Source organism: Pedobacter sp. KBW01, from assembly GCF_003852395.1.
GTDB lineage: Bacteria > Bacteroidota > Bacteroidia > Sphingobacteriales > Sphingobacteriaceae > Pedobacter.
Genome location: NZ_QAJQ01000002.1, coordinates 332,530 through 351,179 on the forward strand (window position 1 = coordinate 332,530; position 18,650 = coordinate 351,179).

The window sequence follows — 18,650 nt, forward strand, 5'->3', positions numbered from 1 at the left end:
TTATAACCATTGAGTAAGTGTAATTTTAACCGTTGTTCCCTCGCCGCCCGACTGGATATCGAGTACAAACGGCGTTTCCTTATAAATAGAATTGAGTAAAGATATCCGGTTTTTGCTCAACGCCAGCCCCAAACCGTCGTAATTTTTTGAGCTATCGAACCCTGCTCCATTATCGGCGATGCTCAATATCAGATCTGCTTCACTCTTAATAAAATTGATTTCAAGCTTACCCAGATTTCCCTTTTCGGCTATACCATGTTTAACGGCATTTTCTGCAAAGGGCTGTAACAGCATTGCCGGAATTTCGATATTCTCGGCATCCAAATCGGCCGAAGCGCTTATAGTGTACTGAAAGCCAAAACGCAGTTGCTCCATTTGCAAATAATCATCCAGCAAGGTTTTCTCTGAAGTTAAACTGATCAGATCTTTATTTTCGAGTACATTGCGTGTTAAACGGGCAAATTTACTCAGATAGCGGTTGGCGTTATCCGTTTCATTTTTGTTCATCAACGTTTGGATCCCAGCAAGCGCGTTGAACAAAAAATGTGGGTTTAATTGTGAGCGAACGGATGCCAGTTGAAGCCTGGCCATTTCTTTATCACGATGTTTTAATGCAAGTTTTTGGGCTTCCTTCCTCTTAATATAGGCTACTGCAGCCCCGAAAATTGCACCACATATTGCGCATAAGATTAAACCGTAAGTGATAAGCTGTTTTTGGGAGAAAAGCTTTATTCTGGAGCTATTTACGTGAAAAGAATACTTGATAGTACTTTCCTGTATTGACTTAGAACCGAAACCTTGTGACAGTTTAGGTATAATTAAAATCTCATAATTACCAGTTCTATTAAAATATTCTGCTCCAATCAATAAATATGGTACTCTTGGAACGATGTAACCATAAAGCCAATTGTTTGACCGGAAGACTATTTTTCCTGTTGATTTATCTTTTAAATAAACATTGTAAACAAAATCCAAATCAGTGCTTTTGATTACAATCATAAGATTTTTTGTAGTTTCATCTACACTTAGAACTGCGGCATCTTCCTTGCTTTTAAAGCTTACAATCCCCCCTTGTCCCCTTTTAATATTCAAATTGATCATTGAAATATAGGCAGGTTGAATCTTTTTATTGTAAATGATTATTGTAGCAATTTCACTCCTTTTGGTAATTTTATAAATATTAATCGTTAGCTTCTTATCCGTTATATTAAATTTCCCCAAATTTATATCAACTTTATTCCCGTAGAGTGTTTTTGTTTTATTTACTTGGGGAACAGCATCAGAAACGATTTGATTATCATCATTCTCGACAATATTATAACGATAAAATGATAGGCTATCTTTATTGATATAACCGAAAAGATTAATCTCTTGGGTACCTTCCAAATAAACTAAATTACTAAGCGGTTGATTTTGAATGGCATTGTGATAATTGACAGTTTTGGTAAACCGATCTACTGTAAAAGATATGCCAAAGCCATCACACCCTCCTGCTGAATAGGAATGCCTGTCTCCATAGTGAACATATCCATTGTACTCATCCTTCTGAGCATTCACTAAAACAGCGGGCAACAGTAGAGAAAGGAAGATAATTATTCTTTTCATGCGTTTAATTTTTTCATAAACATCTTGCAAAAAAGCTGGTTACGAAAGTTTAAAACAGGATATGGCACGAATAACCTTGTATATGGAGGGATGTGAACAGAATTTATGTTTTAGGTATTGCGCTAGCCGATTTAAACCCCTAATGGTTCCTCAAAAAAATGCTTTCGCAACTCAAATGAGATTCCCGCCTGCGCGGGAATGACGATCAGGTAAAGCGGAATTTACCCCCCAGCCTTTTTAGCCTTATAACCGTCTTTTTGCAATATACCCATCACTTTATCACGAACGTCGCCCTGGATCATGATTTCGCCATCTTTAACCGAGCCACCAACGCCACATTTGGTTTTAAGCATTTTGCCCAACACCTCTAAATCTTCGGTACGGCCTTTAAAACCTGTAATTAAGGTAACAGCTTTACCACCACGGTTCTTCTTATCGAGCATTACCCGTAAATCCTGCTGGTTATTGGGCGAAGTAGTGGTATCATCAACTTCTTCTTCATATTCGAAATCGGGATTGGTAGAATACATAATTCCACCTAGATCACTTAAACTATTTTTCTTTGGTTTCATGCTTTATAATGTAATATGGGAGATGTAAAATGGATGAGGGTGATTCGGTTTGGTAGCTATTTGTTCAATGGTTTATGGTTTTATCGCCAGATCAGCTACAAACTTCCAACTCCAAACTTTGTTATGGCACAATTACCTGTAACGATAAGGGATGTACAAGAGCTTCAATTTCGGCACCCATTTGTAAAGGTTCGCCATCTACATGTACAGCTCCGGCTTTTTCTCTTGTAATTTTTATATTTTTTCCTTTAATAATTTCAATCATATCTGATTTTTCTGCCTTGCCCCTCAACATTACATAACCCAAAACAGGCAATTTTATTATCGGAAAAGGCTTAATAATGCAAACATCGAGCAAACCATCCTTTACCGAAGCATTGGGTGCAATGTAAACATCGTTACCATATTGCGAAGAGTTGGCAATGCTAATGGCAAAAGCTTTCCGGGTGTAGGCTGTACCATCAATATCCAGCTGGTAGGTTTGCGGCTTATAATTAAAAACTTCCTTAAAGCCAAGTTTTACATATCCGGATAAGCCACGCTTTTTATCTTTCGAAAAAACAGCGCTTAAATGTGCATCGAAGCCCATTCCTGCGAGATTAAAAAAACATTTATTGTTAAACTCAGCTGTATCTATGCAATCGGTTTTAAAATTGTTAATCAAATCTAAAGCATACTTTAAATTTTTCGGGATTTTTAAAAACCTTGCAAGCCCATTTCCCGAGCCAAGCGGCAAAATTCCCAATACCTTGTTATGCTTCAAAACTTTAGTAGCCACTTCGTTAATGGTACCATCGCCTCCTGCAGCAACAATTACATCAAAATTTTTGGTTGCCGCTTCATCAGCCAGTTCTCCGGCATGCCCCACATATTCGCTAAACACGAAGTTCGCATTAAACTTTTCCTTGTCCAGGTATTGATCGATAAAATCGGGGATACGTAGCTTTCCTCTCCCACCCGAGATGGGATTGATTATAAAGAGGATATTGATCTTTGTGTGCAAAGTGTAAGATTGAATGCACAAAATAATCTATAATTTTTGAAATAAAGAAAATATGCTAATTTTGCAGCAGTAAAAAAGTGGATTGATTTGCTATCCCGACACTTCGGGACCGGATTGCAACCACTTAAAAAAATTGCTAATGCCTCCTTTCAATCATTTTACCACCTGTTTCCAAGGGGTTTGGCAATTATTAATTTGTTTATTTATCATTAATTTATTTAATAAATGTCGTATTTATTTACATCAGAATCTGTTTCTGAGGGGCACCCAGATAAAATTGCCGATCAAATTTCGGATGCATTAATTGATAACTTTTTAGCTTTCGATCCAGAATCAAAAGTGGCCTGCGAAACATTGGTTACAACTGGTCAGGTTATTTTAGCCGGTGAGGTAAAATCTAAAACTTATTTAGATGTACAGCAAATTGCCCGCGATGTGATCAAGAAAATTGGTTATACCAAAAGCGAGTATATGTTTGAGGCAAACTCATGCGGAATTTTATCTGCCATACATGAGCAATCTCAGGATATTAACCAGGGTGTAGATAGAAGCAACAAAGAAGAGCAAGGTGCCGGCGATCAGGGTATGATGTTTGGTTATGCAACCAACGAAACTGCCGATTACATGCCTTTGGCTTTAAACCTATCACACAAGCTTTTACAGGAACTTGCAGTTTTAAGACGTGAAAATAACGAAATTAAATATCTGCGTCCGGATGCAAAAAGCCAGGTTACTTTAGAATACGACGACAACAATAAACCTGTTCGTATCGATGCGATTGTAATTTCTACACAGCACGACGATTTTGATGAAGAAGCTACCATGTTGGCTAAAATCAAAACCGACCTGGTAAATATTTTAATTCCACGTATCATTAAAAGCAATCCGCAATATGCGCATTTGTTTAACGATAAAATCGAATACCACATTAACCCAACCGGTAAATTCGTAATCGGTGGTCCGCATGGAGATACTGGTTTAACCGGTCGTAAAATTATTGTTGATACCTACGGTGGTAAAGGTGCCCACGGTGGTGGTGCATTTTCGGGTAAAGATCCAAGTAAAGTAGATAGAAGTGCAGCTTATGCAACCCGTCATATCGCTAAAAATTTGGTCGCAGCAGGTGTTGCCGATGAGATTTTGGTGCAGGTATCGTACGCAATCGGTGTGGCTAAACCAATGGGTATTTACATCAACACTTACGGAACTGGTAAGGTTGGTAAAACCGATGGCGAGATTGCTAAAATTGTAGAATCGATTTTCGATATGCGTCCCTACTTTATTGAACAACGTTTAAAATTGAGAAACCCGATTTATAGCGAAACTGCTGCTTACGGACACATGGGCCGTACGCCTGAAACAGTAAGCAAAACTTTCAGAACACCAAACGGTGAAGAAAAAACCGTTACCGTTGATTTGTTTACCTGGGAGAAATTAGATTACGTAGATCAGGTTAAAGCTGCTTTCGGCGTTTAATCAATCAGGATAAATTTAAAAAAAGGCGTTTTGCAGCATTGCAGAACGCCTTTTTTGTTAGACTTACGAAGTCGGCACGGGCCAATGCAATGGCAAACTTCGGAAGTTAGGCCAAATGGTATTTCAGTTCGTGGTGGCTGCCTTGCTCTACTACCTGCCCCTTATCAAGCACAATAATCTTATCGGCATTATTTAAAGTACTCGATCGGTGGGTAATTACAATTACTGTTTTTTGTTCGGCTTTTAACAGGGCAATCATCCTTTGTACATGCTGTTCCGAAACAGCATCGAGTGAAGAAGTTGCCTCATCCAGGATCAGAATTTCAGGATCGCGGTATAATGCCCTCGCAATGGCAATACGCTGCCGTTGCCCCCCCGATAAACTGGTGCCATTTTCACCCAAATAAGTTTGAAAACCTTTGGGCAAAGCTTCTATAAAACCCATCAATCCCAGCTTACTGGCAATATCAATAATCCGCTGCATATCGGGTTCTTCTTCGCCAATGGCGATATTTTCAATCACATTGCCGGCAAATAGGTCTATTTGCTGTGGCACTACCGATATCATCCGCCTCAGCGAAGCATTGGTAATGTACTTAAGATCATATTGGCCAATACGTACATTTCCGGATTGGATAGGGTAAATATTTTGCAGGATTGACATTAAAGTCGATTTCCCCGAACCGCTTTCGCCCACAATGGCAGTAAATTTTCCCTGTGGGATGGTTAAATTCAGATCCTCAAAAACAGCCAGTCTTTTTCCATAGCGGAACGATACGTTTTCGAAGTGAATATCACCAATTTTATCGGTACTTAATTCGATCTGGTTTTCGTCGGTTTCCCTTTCCAGATCCATGATCTCAAATAAACGATCAGCAGCAATAACTGCATCCTGCACCGTTTTGTTCATCCCAATCAGCGATGAAACCGGACCGGTAAAATAACCAATCAGTGTATAAAATGATAAGAGTTCGCCAGGGGTAATTGAATTGCTCAGCACATAGCCTGCACCTACCCAAAGCAAAATAATGGTAATGATGCGCGAAACAAATTCGGTTGAAGTACCCGATACCACCGCATTGAGGTTAGATTTAAAGCCTGTCTGCAATAATTTAATAAAGCGCGTTTCGGTTTTTTCGTTGGCATGCTCTTCTAAACCAAAACGCTTAATGGTACCCACGGCATTTAAACTCTCTACCAGTTGCGATTCGAGCTCGGCTGCATCTTCCATTAACCTACGTTGGGTACGCTTGTTAAACTTATCGGTTATAAAATAAATGATGAGGTACAAGGGAATAACGGTAAGCGTTATCAATGCCAGTTTCCAGTAGTAGGTAAACATCATGATAAACGAAAAGAAAACAATAAAAATGTTTACCAGAAAGTTTACGCATACATCATTCAAAAAGGTACGGATTTTTACTGCATCGTTAATCCGCGAAATAATTTCGCCCACCCGCATGGTATCAAAAAACTGTTGCGGCAACCGGAGCAAATGTTTGTAATAGCCTAAAATAAGCTTCGCATCAATTAACTGACCCGTTTTTAACGTAAAAATAGTTTTAGCCGAGCCAATAAAAAGCTGAACGACCAAAATTACCATCATTGAAATGCTCATTAGGTTGAGCAGATTCTGATTACCGTCAACCAACACAAAGTCGACCAGTTTTTGTACAAAAATAGAGGTAGATAAACCCAACACAGTATAAACAACTGCACCAAATAAAACTTGTGTCAGAATGCCTTTGTGCGGTTTAATCAAATTCCAAAATCTTCCCTGAATTGATTTTTTTTCATTGCCAAGCTGAAAACTTTCAGATGGCAACAACAACACCAGTGCACCAGTCCACTCCTTTTTAAATTGATCATGTGTTTTACGATGCACGTTCCCATCTATAGGGTCCATCACCTCTATAAATTTATTGTTTACTTTATATATCACTACAAAATGCTGCAGGATATCATTTACAATAATATGCGCAATGGCAGGTGTAGGTATTTTAAATAAACTATCAAAAGGCGCTTTTACACCTTTTGCTTCAAATCCTAATTTTTGAGCGGCCTCTACCAGCCCTAAAACCGTGGTTCCTTTTTTATCTGTTCCGGCAAGTTGCCTGATACGGGCAACCGCTAAATTTAACTTGTAATGCGAGGCCACCGAGGCCAGACAAGCCGCGCCACAATCAGTAATATCTCTTTGCTTAACCTTAGTACTCATGGCCTGTTATGTTTTTTGGATTAAGTTTGGATTAACCCAGTCGTCTACCTTATCGTAAAGCAATTGAAATAAACTGCGGTCAGTTACTTTAAAACGGGCAGTAAAATTCATTCCCTTTTTTAAATAACCTTTGTAACCGTTTTTAAGCATCAGGAAATTTTTATCCATCAGGCACTTTACCTTAAAGGCAGGCTGGTTACCGTTTAAAATCACAATATCATCGGCAATATCAATCACTTTACCCACAGCCAGGCCCCACTGGTTATAGTTATAGGCATTAATCTGAAAGTGCACCTCCTGTCCTTTTCTAATCAGGCCAATATCGGATGGATTGATGTAACAATAAGCGGCCAAACCGGCATCGGGCGAAACCTCTCCGATTTTTTGGTTGGCAAAAACATAGGCTCCGTTTTGTATCCCAACTAAGTTCTGAACCGATCCATCGATCGGAGCCCTTAATACATACTGTTTTTTCTGTTCGTTAATTTCGGCTTGCTGACCAGAAAGCTCGCGCAGTTCGTTGCGGTAGCCGTTGGCTTCGGTTTGCCATTGGGTTTTATATTTGGTACGCACCATAAGGTAAACCGATTCGGCCTGCTCCAGTTCGTATTTGTATTTTTCATATTCAGATTGCGTAAGCACTTTATTCTGGTACAATTTATTGTAACGTGCAAAGGTGCTTGTTGCCTGCCGCTTGGCAATACCGGCATTTTTTAATTCCTGTACATATTGCTGCCATGAGGCTACATATTGCCCCGTTTGTAGACTGGAAGAACCGCCATTAAACGATAAAAGAGTGCTAATATCCTGTAAAAAGCGGGTTATCTGGTTTTTACGTGTTTCAACCAGCGCATCTTGCTGCTTGGGTAATCCGGCATCAATGGCTAGGAGGGTATCACCCTGTTTCAGTCTTTTGTTATCCGCTAGCTTATACTGTATTAAGCGACCGTTTACGGGTACAATAAGTTCAGTTTTTTCGATAGTTGATTGTAAAATACCGGTACCATTAATACTAATGGGTATTTTAATAATGGGAAGGGCCACTAGCACAGCTAAAATGGCCACTACGGTAACCACATAAATTAACTGACTGGGCTTACTGATTTGAGAACGATAAACGAGAGCGGTATTTGAAATTTTTTCGGTTGAGTAGTTGGTTAAAGCCATAGTATTTAGTTGATAAAGCATCCGCTATCCTGAAAATCAGAACAGCGGATACAATAACTTTGCTTATAAGCTCCAAACAAGTTTCAAAACATTGGTCAATGTTTTGTTTAAGAATGTTGAAGTATCTGCACCAACTGCGTTTAAAGCGGTAGAAAGAGAAGTTAAAACTTCAGTTAAAGTATTGTTAACAATACCACCACCTTCAACTTGCGACATTTCGGCTGTGTTCATTTCCTGAACGTTAAGATTTTTTAATTCTAAACTTTTCATACTAGATTTTTTTGAGTTTTAAGCTCCCTACTCATTAAAGGCTTTTCGGGATTGCCGCCTAATGCCTGGCCAGACAATAGACGAATGTAAACATATTAGCAGTACAGGTGTATTATTAAACATCTAACAAAAAACTAACGTAAGCTTAACAAAACGCATAAAACAGCTTAAATCGACTCCAATTGGCCTGTTTACTCAAAAACCATTGTATTATTTATCATATTCAATTTATTCATTAGAAAAAAATCAGGGCATATTCGTTTTATTCGCTGATTTTAGACCAACATTACCTGTTTACATGCCTTTCGATTTCATAAATAAGGATTCTTCCTTACTGATATGGTCATCGTCGATTGCATACGATTTGATACCGACAATTTTCATTTCATCTACCAAATCTACAAAATCCTGAAATTTAGACGTTTTGGTAGGTTTGATAATCACAATCATGAATTTTGCCGGATTATTGGAATGTGTTTTAGCCACTTTAAGTTCATTTGCCTTTAACTCATCCTGAATATTTTTAACGGCTACTACTTTCATATCTGCTTTTTCTATTGTCCCCATGTAACAAACAGCCTGGTTATTCTTCCCCAATAAAATGGTCATGGTTCTGGATTCAGGATAATTATCAGTAACATCTGTTTTGATGGGTTTAGCAATATCTGCCGCATTTAGCGAGCCCAAAGAGGTAGTGAGCATAAAAAATGTTGTCAGTAAAAACATCAGATCTACCATTGCAGTAAGGTCTACCCTTGGTGTCGCTTTTTTGGTTCTTCCTTTTGCAGCCTTGCTGCCTTGCGATTCGTTTAGTGTTGCCATAATATTTGGTTTTTTAATGATGATGACAATAAAACTCGAATTGCATAAAAAAAGCGGTTAAAAATTAACCGCTTAAAAAGTAATCAAATAAAACACTTACTTATATCTACAACAATCATTCATCAATAGACTTCTCGGCTCCATTATATTCCGATCGAAGTGACGAAGAGACTACTTAACTGCTTCAATAACCCCACAGCCTACCCTTGGGCCCGAGTTGCCGGTAGGTTGTGTTGTATAATCGTCGGTACCACCGTGTACAATAATCGCTCTGCCGATAATATTTTTAATGTCGCCATCTTTAATGCTCCACCGATCGGTGGTTATCGATAAGGTTGCATGCCCTTTACTATCGAGCATAATATTCCCAATATCGCCACTGTGGTAAGCTACCGAACCCCACTTCCCATGTGCTTCTTTCGTAGGATTCCAGTGCCCGTGTGTATTCTCGCCCATGTTACCGCAATCGCCATGTTCGTGAAAGTGCACGGCTACATTACTATCCGCCCTTGCCGCAAAATTCATTTCAATATCGAGTTTAATCTTCCCATCACTAAGCTCGTAAAACTTCGCTGTACCGATATTTTTCGATGGATCGGCTGTTTCAGTCAGGTTGGCTTGCGCCACTTCTTTATCGGTTTTGGTACAGGCGTTTAAAAAAGCTGTGCCGACAATTAACAGGCTTAAAAAATATTTTTTCATGATTTTAAAATTTAGTTTAAGGAGAAACAGCCTGAAAACCATTTGGTTTGGTTTAAAATCATTTGTGATAAAACCATTTCGAAAACCACTTGTTTAAATTATAAAATCGTATAACCATGGAACAGCCAATTGCAATGAACACTTTGAGTCAAATTTTGGAGAAATTGAGGCTGAAAGGAAAAGATAACGAATTAAAAATAAGCGATCACGGCAAGATGCAAAGCAAAACGCTGGGCACCATTTATAACCCAGAAGATTTAACCATCGTAAAAACTTATCGCTTTGAAGGCGATTCCGACCCTGCAGACAATTCAGTATTGTACCTTGTAGAAGATCAGGATAAAAACATAGGCTATATACTTGATGCTTATGGCATCTATTCGGATAACGAAGGCCCATCTTTTGATGATTTTTTAAAAAAAATCCCGACTGAAAACAGGGATGAACAGGAACTGTTTTGTTAATAACCTATTGATACATTTGAAAAAGGAGAATTGGAATAATCTGATTCTCCTTTTTTTATTTAAAAAAATCTGGAAAGTGATAATTCCGTAATTTTGCGCCTCAATTACGAGTCCCAGATGAAAAGCAAATTAAATATCCCACCTATACCTGCTGTTTTACTCTCTATCATCAGCGTACAGTGCGGAGCTGCAATTGCGAAAGGGCTTTTCCCACAAATCGGGGCTGCTGCAACAGCATCGTTGAGAATAGGATTATCGGCTATTATTTTATTGATTGCTTTCAGGCCAAACCTGCTTAAATTAAATTTTAAGCAATGGAAGTATGTCATCCTGTATGGCATTTGTTTGGGTACTATGAACATGGTGTTTTACATGGCCATAGCCAGAATACCGGTAGGACTTGGTGTAACTTTAGAATTTGTTGGCCCATTGCTCCTGGCCATTTTTGGTTCAAAAAAAACTATCGATTTTTTGTGGGTAATACTGGCTGCAACAGGTATTGCTTTAATTGCTCCCTGGACCAACACCGGACTTGATATTGTGGGTGTATTACTGGCACTTTTAGCTGGTCTTTTTTGGGCGGGTTATATCATATTAGGTGGCCGGATTTCGAAAATTATGAAGGGTGGCGATGCCGTTGCCATAGGCATGTTGTTTGCCACTGTCCTAATCCTTCCATTTGGCATTTTTGGTGGCGGTTTAGGACAGTTAAATCCTAAATTACTGGGATTGGGGGCTGCACTTGCTCTACTATCAAGTGCTATTCCCTTTACCCTCGAAATGCGCGCGCTTAAACAACTACCTGCGCGTACATTTAGTATTTTAATGAGTCTCGAACCGGCTATGGCTTCGCTCGCAGCATTGGTATTTTTACACGAGTATCTTTCGCTAAAAGAATGTTTTGCCGTTGCATTTGTAGTAATTGCCTCGGCAGGTTCATCGCTTACTGCCCGCCGAGCAAAATTGTAATTTAAGCCAGTTTATCTGTTTTATAAATGGCAATACTTTCTGTTAGCTCAGCAGCTCTGACAACAAATGCTAGAATATAAGGTTGGTCATTGTGAAAATCCAAACTCGCCTGATTTTTCCATTCTTCCTGAAAAATGAAGGTTTCCTGATCGGCAGCTTCGTGTAAATCGTACTGGATGCAGGCGGCTTCCTGTCGTGAATTTACGACCATATCCAATAACACGGCTTTTAATTCAGCCGTAGTTTCTTTTTTACTTTTAACTATTGCAGTTAGATAGAGACTCATATACTTCGGTATTTAAAAAGGTTTCGGTTAAATGTTCAGTGTAAATTTTAAGATCGGTTATGATATCGGCATTTTTTTCTACGTCATGAAAATGTACACCATTAATCCGTTCCATACCAGTAAAAGCGTTCATCCGGTGGAAACCAAATAGTACGCCATCATCTACGCTGGTTTCCATAAAAAACTCTCCCGGTAAAGTAAATGCTTCTTTTGGTGCATTCCATGAAGAGGTTACCATATATTTACGGCCATGTAACATCCCTCCGGTACCGTAATTGCGCGTTGGGTTATCCGATTTGCGGCCGTCGCTGAGGTAAATACCACTGTTATGGCCTTCGGTAAATACCACATCAATATATTGTTTAAAGGCATGTGGCACCTGGAACCACCAGATTGGCGTATGATAAATTACAACATCTGCCCAAACATATTTGGCCACTTCTGCTTTAGGATCGTAAGCATCGTTAATGTTGGTTGTTTGCACTTCAAATTCAGGCAATTGCGAAAAGAAATCGATTGTAGCATTAGTAATGGTTTCGTTAAACCTTCCGCCGGAGTGGCCGAATTTCTGACCGCCGTTTATGATGAATATTTTTGTCATTTCGTTTTTTTTATTTTGATGACACAAAATTACATTGCCTACTTCTATTATTAAAACAAGTTAATTTATAGATTTGTATCAGAATTATAATAACACAATTATGGTTAATTTAGAATGGTACAGAAGTTTTAAGGCAATTTATAAAACAGGCACTTTAACAGGTGCGGCCGAAAATTTATTTATATCGCAACCTGGGGTGAGTTTACACCTCAGTTCGTTAGAAAGTTATGTAGGCTACAAATTATTTGAGCGCACTGGCCGGAAGATGATTCCTACAGAAAAGGGAAAAGTGCTTTATAATTTTATTGTAGAACCGCTGGCCAAGCTCGAAGATGCCGAAAAGCACTTTCAGAAAAGTACGGAAAAACACACCCCAACCATTAGTGTAGGTATGTGTTTTGAAACTTTTCAGATTACGCTCGAACAATACATTTCTACACTTCCTTTTAATGTAATTATCCGTTTTGGTGAATATCCCGAAATGCTCGACCAATTGGATAAGGGTATTTTAGATCTGATTATTACTCCACAAAAAGGGAATTCGCCTAACGTAGAACATGAAGCGTTTTCGTCGGAAACGATTGTTTTGGTAGGTGGAATAGAAACAGATGGAGATACTTTTAATGCGCTTGCTAAAAAGAATGATCTCTTTGGCATGGAAGACTGGCTGAAACAACAGAAATGGTATGGAACCGCGGGAGATATGGAGCACCTTTTGCGTTTCTGGCAGCTTAATTTTGGTAAGCATGCCGATTTCCGCCCGAATTATATTGTACCAAACTTAAATTCTATTGTGCGCTGCTTATCTGGGGGAAAAGGTTTAGCCATTATTCCCGATTTTCTTTGCAAAAAAGAAGTAGAGGAGCAAAAAATAAAGGTGATTTGGGAAGGCAGCAGTAAACTTAAAAACACCTTGTACTTTGGTTGTAGAAAAAATACCCAATACGCTACAGAAATTAGTGTAATTAAAAACCTTTTTAAAGAAGTTATGGTGAGTATTTGATCTGCAAAGCGTTACCAGCCTTAAACCAGTAACGCTTTGCAGGTATTTTTTACATGTTTAAGCCATCCAACAATTCATTATCAACCAGGTTAGGCAATGTTACAGTTAAGCATGGGCTGCGTTCCATTTCGCGTTCGATGGCAAAACGGGCTTCTTTATTGCGTGCCCAGCTTCTTCTCGCGATACCATTATTCACATCATAAAAAAGCATATTCTGTAATTTTTCAGCCGCCTCTTCTGTTCCATCCAGCACCATTCCAAAGCCACCGTTGGTTACTTCGCCCCAGCCCACGCCGCCACCATTATGTATAGAAACCCAAGTAGCGCCTCTAAAGCTATCGCCAATTACGTTATGAATGGCCATATCTGCTGTAAAGCGGCTTCCATCATAAATATTACTCGTTTCCCTAAATGGTGAATCGGTTCCACTCACATCGTGATGATCTCTGCCCAAAACTACCGGAGCAGATAATTTGCCGGTTTTAATAGCCTGATTAAACCGTAAGGCAATTTTTGCCCTGCCTTCAGCATCAGCATATAAAATCCTGCTCTTTGAGCCTACCACAAGCCTGTTCTCTTTGGCTGCTACAATCCAGTTGATATTATCCTGGAGTTGTTGCTCAATTTCGGCAGGGGCCTGAAGTTTAATTTCCTCCATTACCTCTTTTGCGATCCTGTCGGTTATATCCAGATCGCTATCACTACCTGATGTACATACCCACCTAAACGGACCAAAACCATAATCGAAACACATAGGGCCCAAAATATCTTCTACGTACGATGGGTACCTAAAATCGATTCCATTTGGAGCCATAATATCAGCTCCTGCACGGCTACATTCTAAAAGAAAAGCGTTGCCATAATCGAAAAAGTAAGTTCCCTTAGCCACATGGCGGTTAATGCTGGCCGCCTGGCATTTTAGCGAATTCTGAACATAGTTTTTAAACTCGTCGGCAGCCCCGGCCATAAGCGCATTGGCTTCATTAAAGCTTAAGCCAACAGGATAATAGCCCCCGGAATACGGATTGTGCAGCGAAGTTTGATCGGAGCCAATAGTCACATCAATCGATTCTTCATCAAACCGTTCCCAAACATCGACTACATTGCCCAGATAGGCTAAGGATACTATCTCCTTTTGGTTTTGAGCCAATTTTACCCTTTCAACCAGTTCATCCAGCCCCTCAATCAACTCATCAACCCAGCCCTGTTCTTTTCGTTTAATAGCCGCATGCGGATTTACTTCTGCACAAACGGTTATACAGCCAACAATGTTACCTGCCTTGGTTTGTGCCCCACTCATTCCACCCAATCCGGCTGTCAAGAATATTTTTCCAGCTGTATCTTTACCATAAAAGCCTTTTTTTCTAAAAGCATTCATTAAAGTAATGGCGGTACCATGTACAATCCCTTGTGGGCCAATGTACATGTACGATCCGGCTGTCATTTGGCCATATTGCGTTACCCCAAGGGCATTAAATTTTTCAAAATCAGCTGTAGATGAATAGTTTGGCACCATCATCCCATTGGTAACCACTACACGCGGTGCAGCTGTACTGGATGGGAACAGGCCTTGCGGGTGACCGCTGTACACATTTAAAGTTTGCTTATCAGTCATTGTAGCTAGGTATTTCATAGTAAGCAGGTATTGTGCCCAGTTTTGAAAAACACTGCCATTTCCACCATAAGTAATCAACTCTTCAGGGTGCTGTGCAATGGCCGGATCAAGATTATTCTGAATCATCAACATGATGGCAGCAGTCTGAATGGTTTGACAAGGATATTCGTTAACTGGCCTGGCATAAATAGCATAATTTGGCATAAAACGGTACATGTAAATGTGTCCGTAGCTATCCAGTTCCGCTAAAAATTCGGGAGCAAGTTCACTGTGCCATTTTGAGGGGAAGTAACGCAGTGCATTTTTTAAAGCCAGTTTTTTTTCAGTTGTGTTCAAAACAGTTCTCCTCACCGGAGCATGGCTGAGCTGAGGGTTTCTATCCTTTGCTTTCGGTAATTCTGATGGTATACCAGCTAATATTTCTGCTGCAAAATTCATGTCGTACGAGGCTAAATTGATTAATTAAGTGTTTTTTCTGCCTGTTCAGCAACCGATACCACTTTACCTGTTTTCACAAGGTTTATAGCAGTTTCCATTCTATCGTACATAATCTGATCTTCTTCAAAATGATCAATTTCTGAACGGATGAAACCATGTACGGCAGCCAAAATTCTGCCTGGTTTTAATGGCGCATGATAATCAACAGCCTGTGCGGCACAGAAGAGTTCGATACCCAGAATTTTTTCTACATTTTCTATCACCTGCAAAGCCTTTCTTCCACTAATTGAGCCCATGCTTACATGGTCTTCCTGTCCCAGCGAAGTTGGGATACTATCGGCACTTGCCGGAAAGCAAAGTCCCTTATTTTCGCTGGCCAATGCAGCCGAAGTGTACTGCACAATCATAAAACCCGAATTTAAGCCGGTTTCACGCATCAACAATTTCGGTACACCTGGCGTATTTCCTTCTAACGAAAGGTAAATCCTCCGGTCGCTGATGTTGCCAATTTCGGATGCAGCTAAACAGGCATAATCTAAAGCCAAGGCCAATGGCTGCCCGTGAAAGTTCCCTCCACTTATGGTAAGTTCGTCACTAAATATTACCGGATTATCGGTTACCGAATTCAATTCTATTTCTACTGCTTCTTTTAAATGCTGCCAAGCGGTACGGGAAGCACCATGAACCTGTGGAATGCACCTTAAAGAATAGGGATCCTGTACTTTGGCGCAATCAGAATGCGAGGGCATAATTTCGGAGCCTTGCAACAATTTACTGATTTGCGCGGCTACAGCGATATTGGCAGGGTAAGGTCTTAACTGATGCAAGCGGGGATGGAATGGTTTTTCAGATCCCATTAAACCTTCGATCATCATCGCCGAGATAATATCAGCAGATTTAAGCACATTTTCTAAACGTGAAACAACTTTAACCGCATGTGCAGCTATAAACTGGGTTCCATTAATTAAAGCCAGACCTTCTTTTGGCCCAAGCTGTAAGGGTTGCATCCGATAATCTTGCAGCAACTTTTCAGCAGCAACAATCTCATCTTTATAATGCACCCTTCCTAATCCAATTAAAGGCAGAAAAAGGTGCGACAATGGTGCCAGATCTCCCGATGCCCCCACAGATCCCTGTTTTGGAACTACTGGTGTTGCTCCTATTTCTAAAAACCAGATCATTCTATCTAGCGTTTCAATTCGGATACCAGAATAGCCTTGTGCCAGCGACTGTAGTTTTAACACAAGCATTAGTCTCGAAATTTCCATATCAATAGATCCTCCAACGCCAACCGCATGACTTTTCAGAATATTTTCCTGTAGTTTACGGGTATCTACCGCCGAAATCATCGACGTACACAGTGGCCCAAAGCCCGTGTTAATACCATAAACGGCTTTATCAGCAAGTGCAATCCGTTCTACAACTTTGCTACTTTCGATCACTTTATCGCGAACCTCTGGGCTAAGTACCCCTTTTAAGTTGCCACTACCAATAGCCAAAGCTATATTGGCCGTTAAATGATCTGTTCCGTAGTTAAAAATCTGCTCGCTCATGTTAGAAAAGGTTTTAAACAAAAATAACTCCTATATTTGATACCTATAAATACCAATTACATCATCACGTAATAACCATGGGTTATCAAGTTGAGCTAAGACATTTTAAATATTTTCAGGTACTGGCAGAAGAACTGAAGTTCAGGAAAGCAGCCGACCGGCTTTTTATTTCACAGCCTGGCCTTAGTCGGCAGATTAAACAGATGGAGGAAATTTTTAACGCCCAGTTATTCGATCGAACCAAGAAAAAGGTAACGCTTACCCAAGCCGGATTATACCTTAAAACGGAAGTCGATTTCCTCTTTAGCCATATCGAAAACATTAAAAAGCATTTAAGCGATATCAATGAAGGTAAACAGGGCGAACTCCGAATCGGTTTCCTGGGCTCGGCAGCTCAAAAAATTGTGCCTGAGCTAATTTTCAGGTTGAACAAAGATTTTCCGGAAATCAGAACAAATCTGGATGAAATGCCAAACAAGCTGCAGATTGAGTTGCTTGAAAAAGATATGCTTGACGTAGGCTTTGTGCGCATACAACATTTTAAGGAAGGCATATCTAAGCACGTTATCCATCAAGATACTTTTTCGCTCGTACTACCCCAAAACCATCCGCTCGAAAAGGCCAGTTTTGAAGAAGTTAAAAAGCTGGGGAACGCTCCTTTTATCTTTTTCTCGAGTGATGACAGCCCATTTTACTACGATTTGATTATGAGCATTTGCGAGGATCATGGTTTCAAGCCCAAAACTTTTCACAAATCGGTTAATGCATTAACGATATACAAACTTGTTGAAGAAGGTTTGGGCATTGCTATTGTACCTACAGCGCTTCAGTATGGTTACAAAGAAAATGTAAAATTTGTAGAACTAACGCATATCCCACAACGCACAGAACTCTACATGATCTGGAAAGATGCGAATAGAAATCCCGCGCTAAAAAACGTGATTGATTTATTATTGAAGAACGACCGTTAAAGATCTAGTAACATAATAATAGTCTGCATTTACCTGCCAGGGCTTATACTTTTAACCCTCTAGCGCCCGTATTTAACAGTTGACTAATCGAATGCAATCTGATCTGGTCCGGAGAGTTTACCTATATGGCATGCGCATTCACCTCCGCTTACTTTAATTGTAGCCGACTTAGTTTGGTTAGTTTGTACTGATGTGCCTGTAATTTTTAAATTATCTCCTGCTTCCGATAAACTTCTGGTATTTCCATCATCAACTATAACGAAGGCACCTTTTATCAAACTACTGGTAGCGCTTGAATTTGCTGTTACTTTTGCTCCAGTTCTTTGGTTAATTACGCTAAAATCTTTTACTTCGGCACCCTCACCTTTATTATCCAGAAATCTAAAGACTACGGAACGAAATTCATAGGTACACATTTTGTCATCGCACTCAGAAGTTGTTTTCTTTTTACAACTTAACAATCCAAGAGCCATCAATAATACAAGCGTTATTTTTTTCATCGTTATTTAGTTTAGAAAGAAAACGATAGCGAATCTTAAAACGCTACAGTTAACGTAGCATATAGTTCCAAAAAGCATGTTAATTATATAAACAGGTTGCCTAATCAAACCACTTAATCATTTAGCAGCGAAAAGCAGTACTTATAGGGTAGGTACCGTCCTCCTGTTCGTTGCAATCCCTTTGGAGGAGATAACGCTAGCTTAGGTGTATTCTTTTCGAGCCAAAAGGGATTTCCACTGCCATCAGGGCTATTTTGGATAGGTTTGCAGGTTAAAACCTACTGCTTCTCTTTATCATTAAGATCGTATGTATGAAAGCTTAAAGGAAAAATGCTCTAAACGAAGAAAACCCTTTACCAGTATTGTTAAAGGGTTTCTTATAAGATTTGGCACCGACGTACTCTCCCACGTGTTA

The 18,650-nt window shown here is 39.7% G+C and carries 18 protein-coding genes; 5 read left to right on the forward strand and 13 right to left on the reverse strand.

Features of this window, described 5'->3' with window-relative positions:
- The 3 genes from DBR40_RS02565 to DBR40_RS02575 form a co-directional block, all read right to left on the reverse strand.
- Nucleotides 1-1,605 carry a sensor histidine kinase gene (locus DBR40_RS02565; protein ID WP_124558232.1) on the reverse strand — a complete coding sequence of 535 codons (1,605 nt, stop codon included), beginning with the start codon at nucleotides 1,603-1,605 and terminating at the stop codon, nucleotides 1-3.
- A 221-nt stretch (nucleotides 1,606-1,826) separates the two neighbouring features.
- Entirely contained in the window at nucleotides 1,827-2,177 is a 351-nt protein-coding gene (locus tag DBR40_RS02570; RefSeq protein WP_124558233.1) for a translation initiation factor, read from the reverse strand.
- Between the two features lie 121 nt (nucleotides 2,178-2,298).
- Nucleotides 2,299-3,180, reverse strand: a complete 882-nt coding sequence (locus DBR40_RS02575) for a diacylglycerol/lipid kinase family protein (RefSeq protein WP_233603770.1) — start codon at nucleotides 3,178-3,180, stop codon at nucleotides 2,299-2,301.
- A 225-nt stretch (nucleotides 3,181-3,405) separates the two neighbouring features.
- Here DBR40_RS02575 and metK point away from each other — a divergent pair, with 225 nt between their 5' ends.
- Nucleotides 3,406-4,656 carry a methionine adenosyltransferase gene (gene metK, locus DBR40_RS02580; protein WP_124558235.1) on the forward strand — a complete coding sequence of 417 codons (1,251 nt, stop codon included), beginning with the start codon at nucleotides 3,406-3,408 and terminating at the stop codon, nucleotides 4,654-4,656.
- Between the two features lie 106 nt (nucleotides 4,657-4,762).
- Here the strand turns inward: metK and DBR40_RS02585 are convergent, their stop codons facing one another.
- The 5 genes from DBR40_RS02585 to DBR40_RS02605 all read right to left on the reverse strand — a co-directional run bounded on the left by DBR40_RS02585 (nucleotide 4,763) and on the right by DBR40_RS02605 (nucleotide 9,835).
- Nucleotides 4,763-6,874 carry a peptidase domain-containing ABC transporter gene (locus tag DBR40_RS02585; protein ID WP_124558236.1) on the reverse strand — a complete coding sequence of 704 codons (2,112 nt, stop codon included), beginning with the start codon at nucleotides 6,872-6,874 and terminating at the stop codon, nucleotides 4,763-4,765.
- Nucleotides 6,875-6,880: 6 nt separating this feature from the next.
- The gene (locus DBR40_RS02590; protein WP_124558237.1) at nucleotides 6,881-8,041 is read right to left on the reverse strand and encodes an HlyD family secretion protein; all 1,161 of its coding nucleotides are present in this window, start codon (nucleotides 8,039-8,041) and stop codon (nucleotides 6,881-6,883) included.
- Nucleotides 8,042-8,104: 63 nt separating this feature from the next.
- Nucleotides 8,105-8,311 (reverse strand): hypothetical protein, encoded by a 207-nt coding sequence (locus tag DBR40_RS02595; protein ID WP_124558238.1) that lies wholly within the window; start codon nucleotides 8,309-8,311, stop codon nucleotides 8,105-8,107.
- Nucleotides 8,312-8,605: 294 nt separating this feature from the next.
- A complete protein-coding gene (locus DBR40_RS02600; RefSeq protein WP_124558239.1) occupies nucleotides 8,606-9,133 on the reverse strand; it encodes an ExbD/TolR family protein in 528 nt (175 codons plus the stop codon).
- 171 nt (nucleotides 9,134-9,304) lie between these two features.
- The gene (locus tag DBR40_RS02605; protein ID WP_124558240.1) at nucleotides 9,305-9,835 is read right to left on the reverse strand and encodes a superoxide dismutase family protein; all 531 of its coding nucleotides are present in this window, start codon (nucleotides 9,833-9,835) and stop codon (nucleotides 9,305-9,307) included.
- 116 nt (nucleotides 9,836-9,951) lie between these two features.
- On the opposite strand from DBR40_RS02605, the gene DBR40_RS02610 reads away from it, so the two are divergent.
- Nucleotides 9,952-10,299, forward strand: coding sequence for a hypothetical protein (locus tag DBR40_RS02610; protein WP_124558241.1), 348 nt, complete (start codon nucleotides 9,952-9,954; stop codon nucleotides 10,297-10,299).
- A gap of 117 nt (nucleotides 10,300-10,416) precedes the next feature.
- A complete protein-coding gene (locus tag DBR40_RS02615; RefSeq protein WP_124558242.1) occupies nucleotides 10,417-11,268 on the forward strand; it encodes an EamA family transporter in 852 nt (283 codons plus the stop codon).
- Between the two features lies 1 nt (nucleotide 11,269).
- On the opposite strand, the gene DBR40_RS02620 is transcribed toward DBR40_RS02615, so the two are convergent.
- Both DBR40_RS02620 and DBR40_RS02625 read right to left on the reverse strand, forming a co-directional pair.
- A complete protein-coding gene (locus DBR40_RS02620; RefSeq protein WP_124558243.1) occupies nucleotides 11,270-11,554 on the reverse strand; it encodes a putative quinol monooxygenase in 285 nt (94 codons plus the stop codon).
- Nucleotides 11,526-12,155 (reverse strand): NAD(P)H-dependent oxidoreductase, encoded by a 630-nt coding sequence (locus tag DBR40_RS02625; protein WP_124558244.1) that lies wholly within the window; start codon nucleotides 12,153-12,155, stop codon nucleotides 11,526-11,528. The genes DBR40_RS02620 and DBR40_RS02625 overlap by 29 nt, the downstream gene beginning before the upstream one ends.
- 100 nt (nucleotides 12,156-12,255) lie before the next feature.
- Between DBR40_RS02625 and DBR40_RS02630 the strand changes: the two genes are divergently transcribed.
- Complete coding sequence (locus DBR40_RS02630) at nucleotides 12,256-13,158, forward strand: LysR family transcriptional regulator (protein WP_124558245.1); 903 nt, start codon at nucleotides 12,256-12,258, stop codon at nucleotides 13,156-13,158.
- A gap of 49 nt (nucleotides 13,159-13,207) precedes the next feature.
- Here DBR40_RS02630 and DBR40_RS02635 read toward each other — a convergent pair whose 3' ends face one another.
- Both DBR40_RS02635 and hutH read right to left on the reverse strand, forming a co-directional pair.
- Entirely contained in the window at nucleotides 13,208-15,211 is a 2,004-nt protein-coding gene (locus tag DBR40_RS02635) for a urocanate hydratase (protein WP_124558246.1), read from the reverse strand.
- Between the two features lie 20 nt (nucleotides 15,212-15,231).
- Complete coding sequence (gene hutH / locus DBR40_RS02640; protein ID WP_124558247.1) at nucleotides 15,232-16,764, reverse strand: histidine ammonia-lyase; 1,533 nt, start codon at nucleotides 16,762-16,764, stop codon at nucleotides 15,232-15,234.
- Nucleotides 16,765-16,841: 77 nt separating this feature from the next.
- On the opposite strand from hutH, the gene DBR40_RS02645 reads away from it, so the two are divergent.
- Nucleotides 16,842-17,735, forward strand: a complete 894-nt coding sequence (locus DBR40_RS02645; RefSeq protein WP_124558248.1) for a LysR family transcriptional regulator — start codon at nucleotides 16,842-16,844, stop codon at nucleotides 17,733-17,735.
- Nucleotides 17,736-17,818: 83 nt separating this feature from the next.
- Here the strand turns inward: DBR40_RS02645 and DBR40_RS02650 are convergent, their stop codons facing one another.
- Nucleotides 17,819-18,235, reverse strand: coding sequence for a hypothetical protein (locus DBR40_RS02650; protein WP_124558249.1), 417 nt, complete (start codon nucleotides 18,233-18,235; stop codon nucleotides 17,819-17,821).
- Between the last annotated feature and the right edge of the window lie 415 nt (nucleotides 18,236-18,650).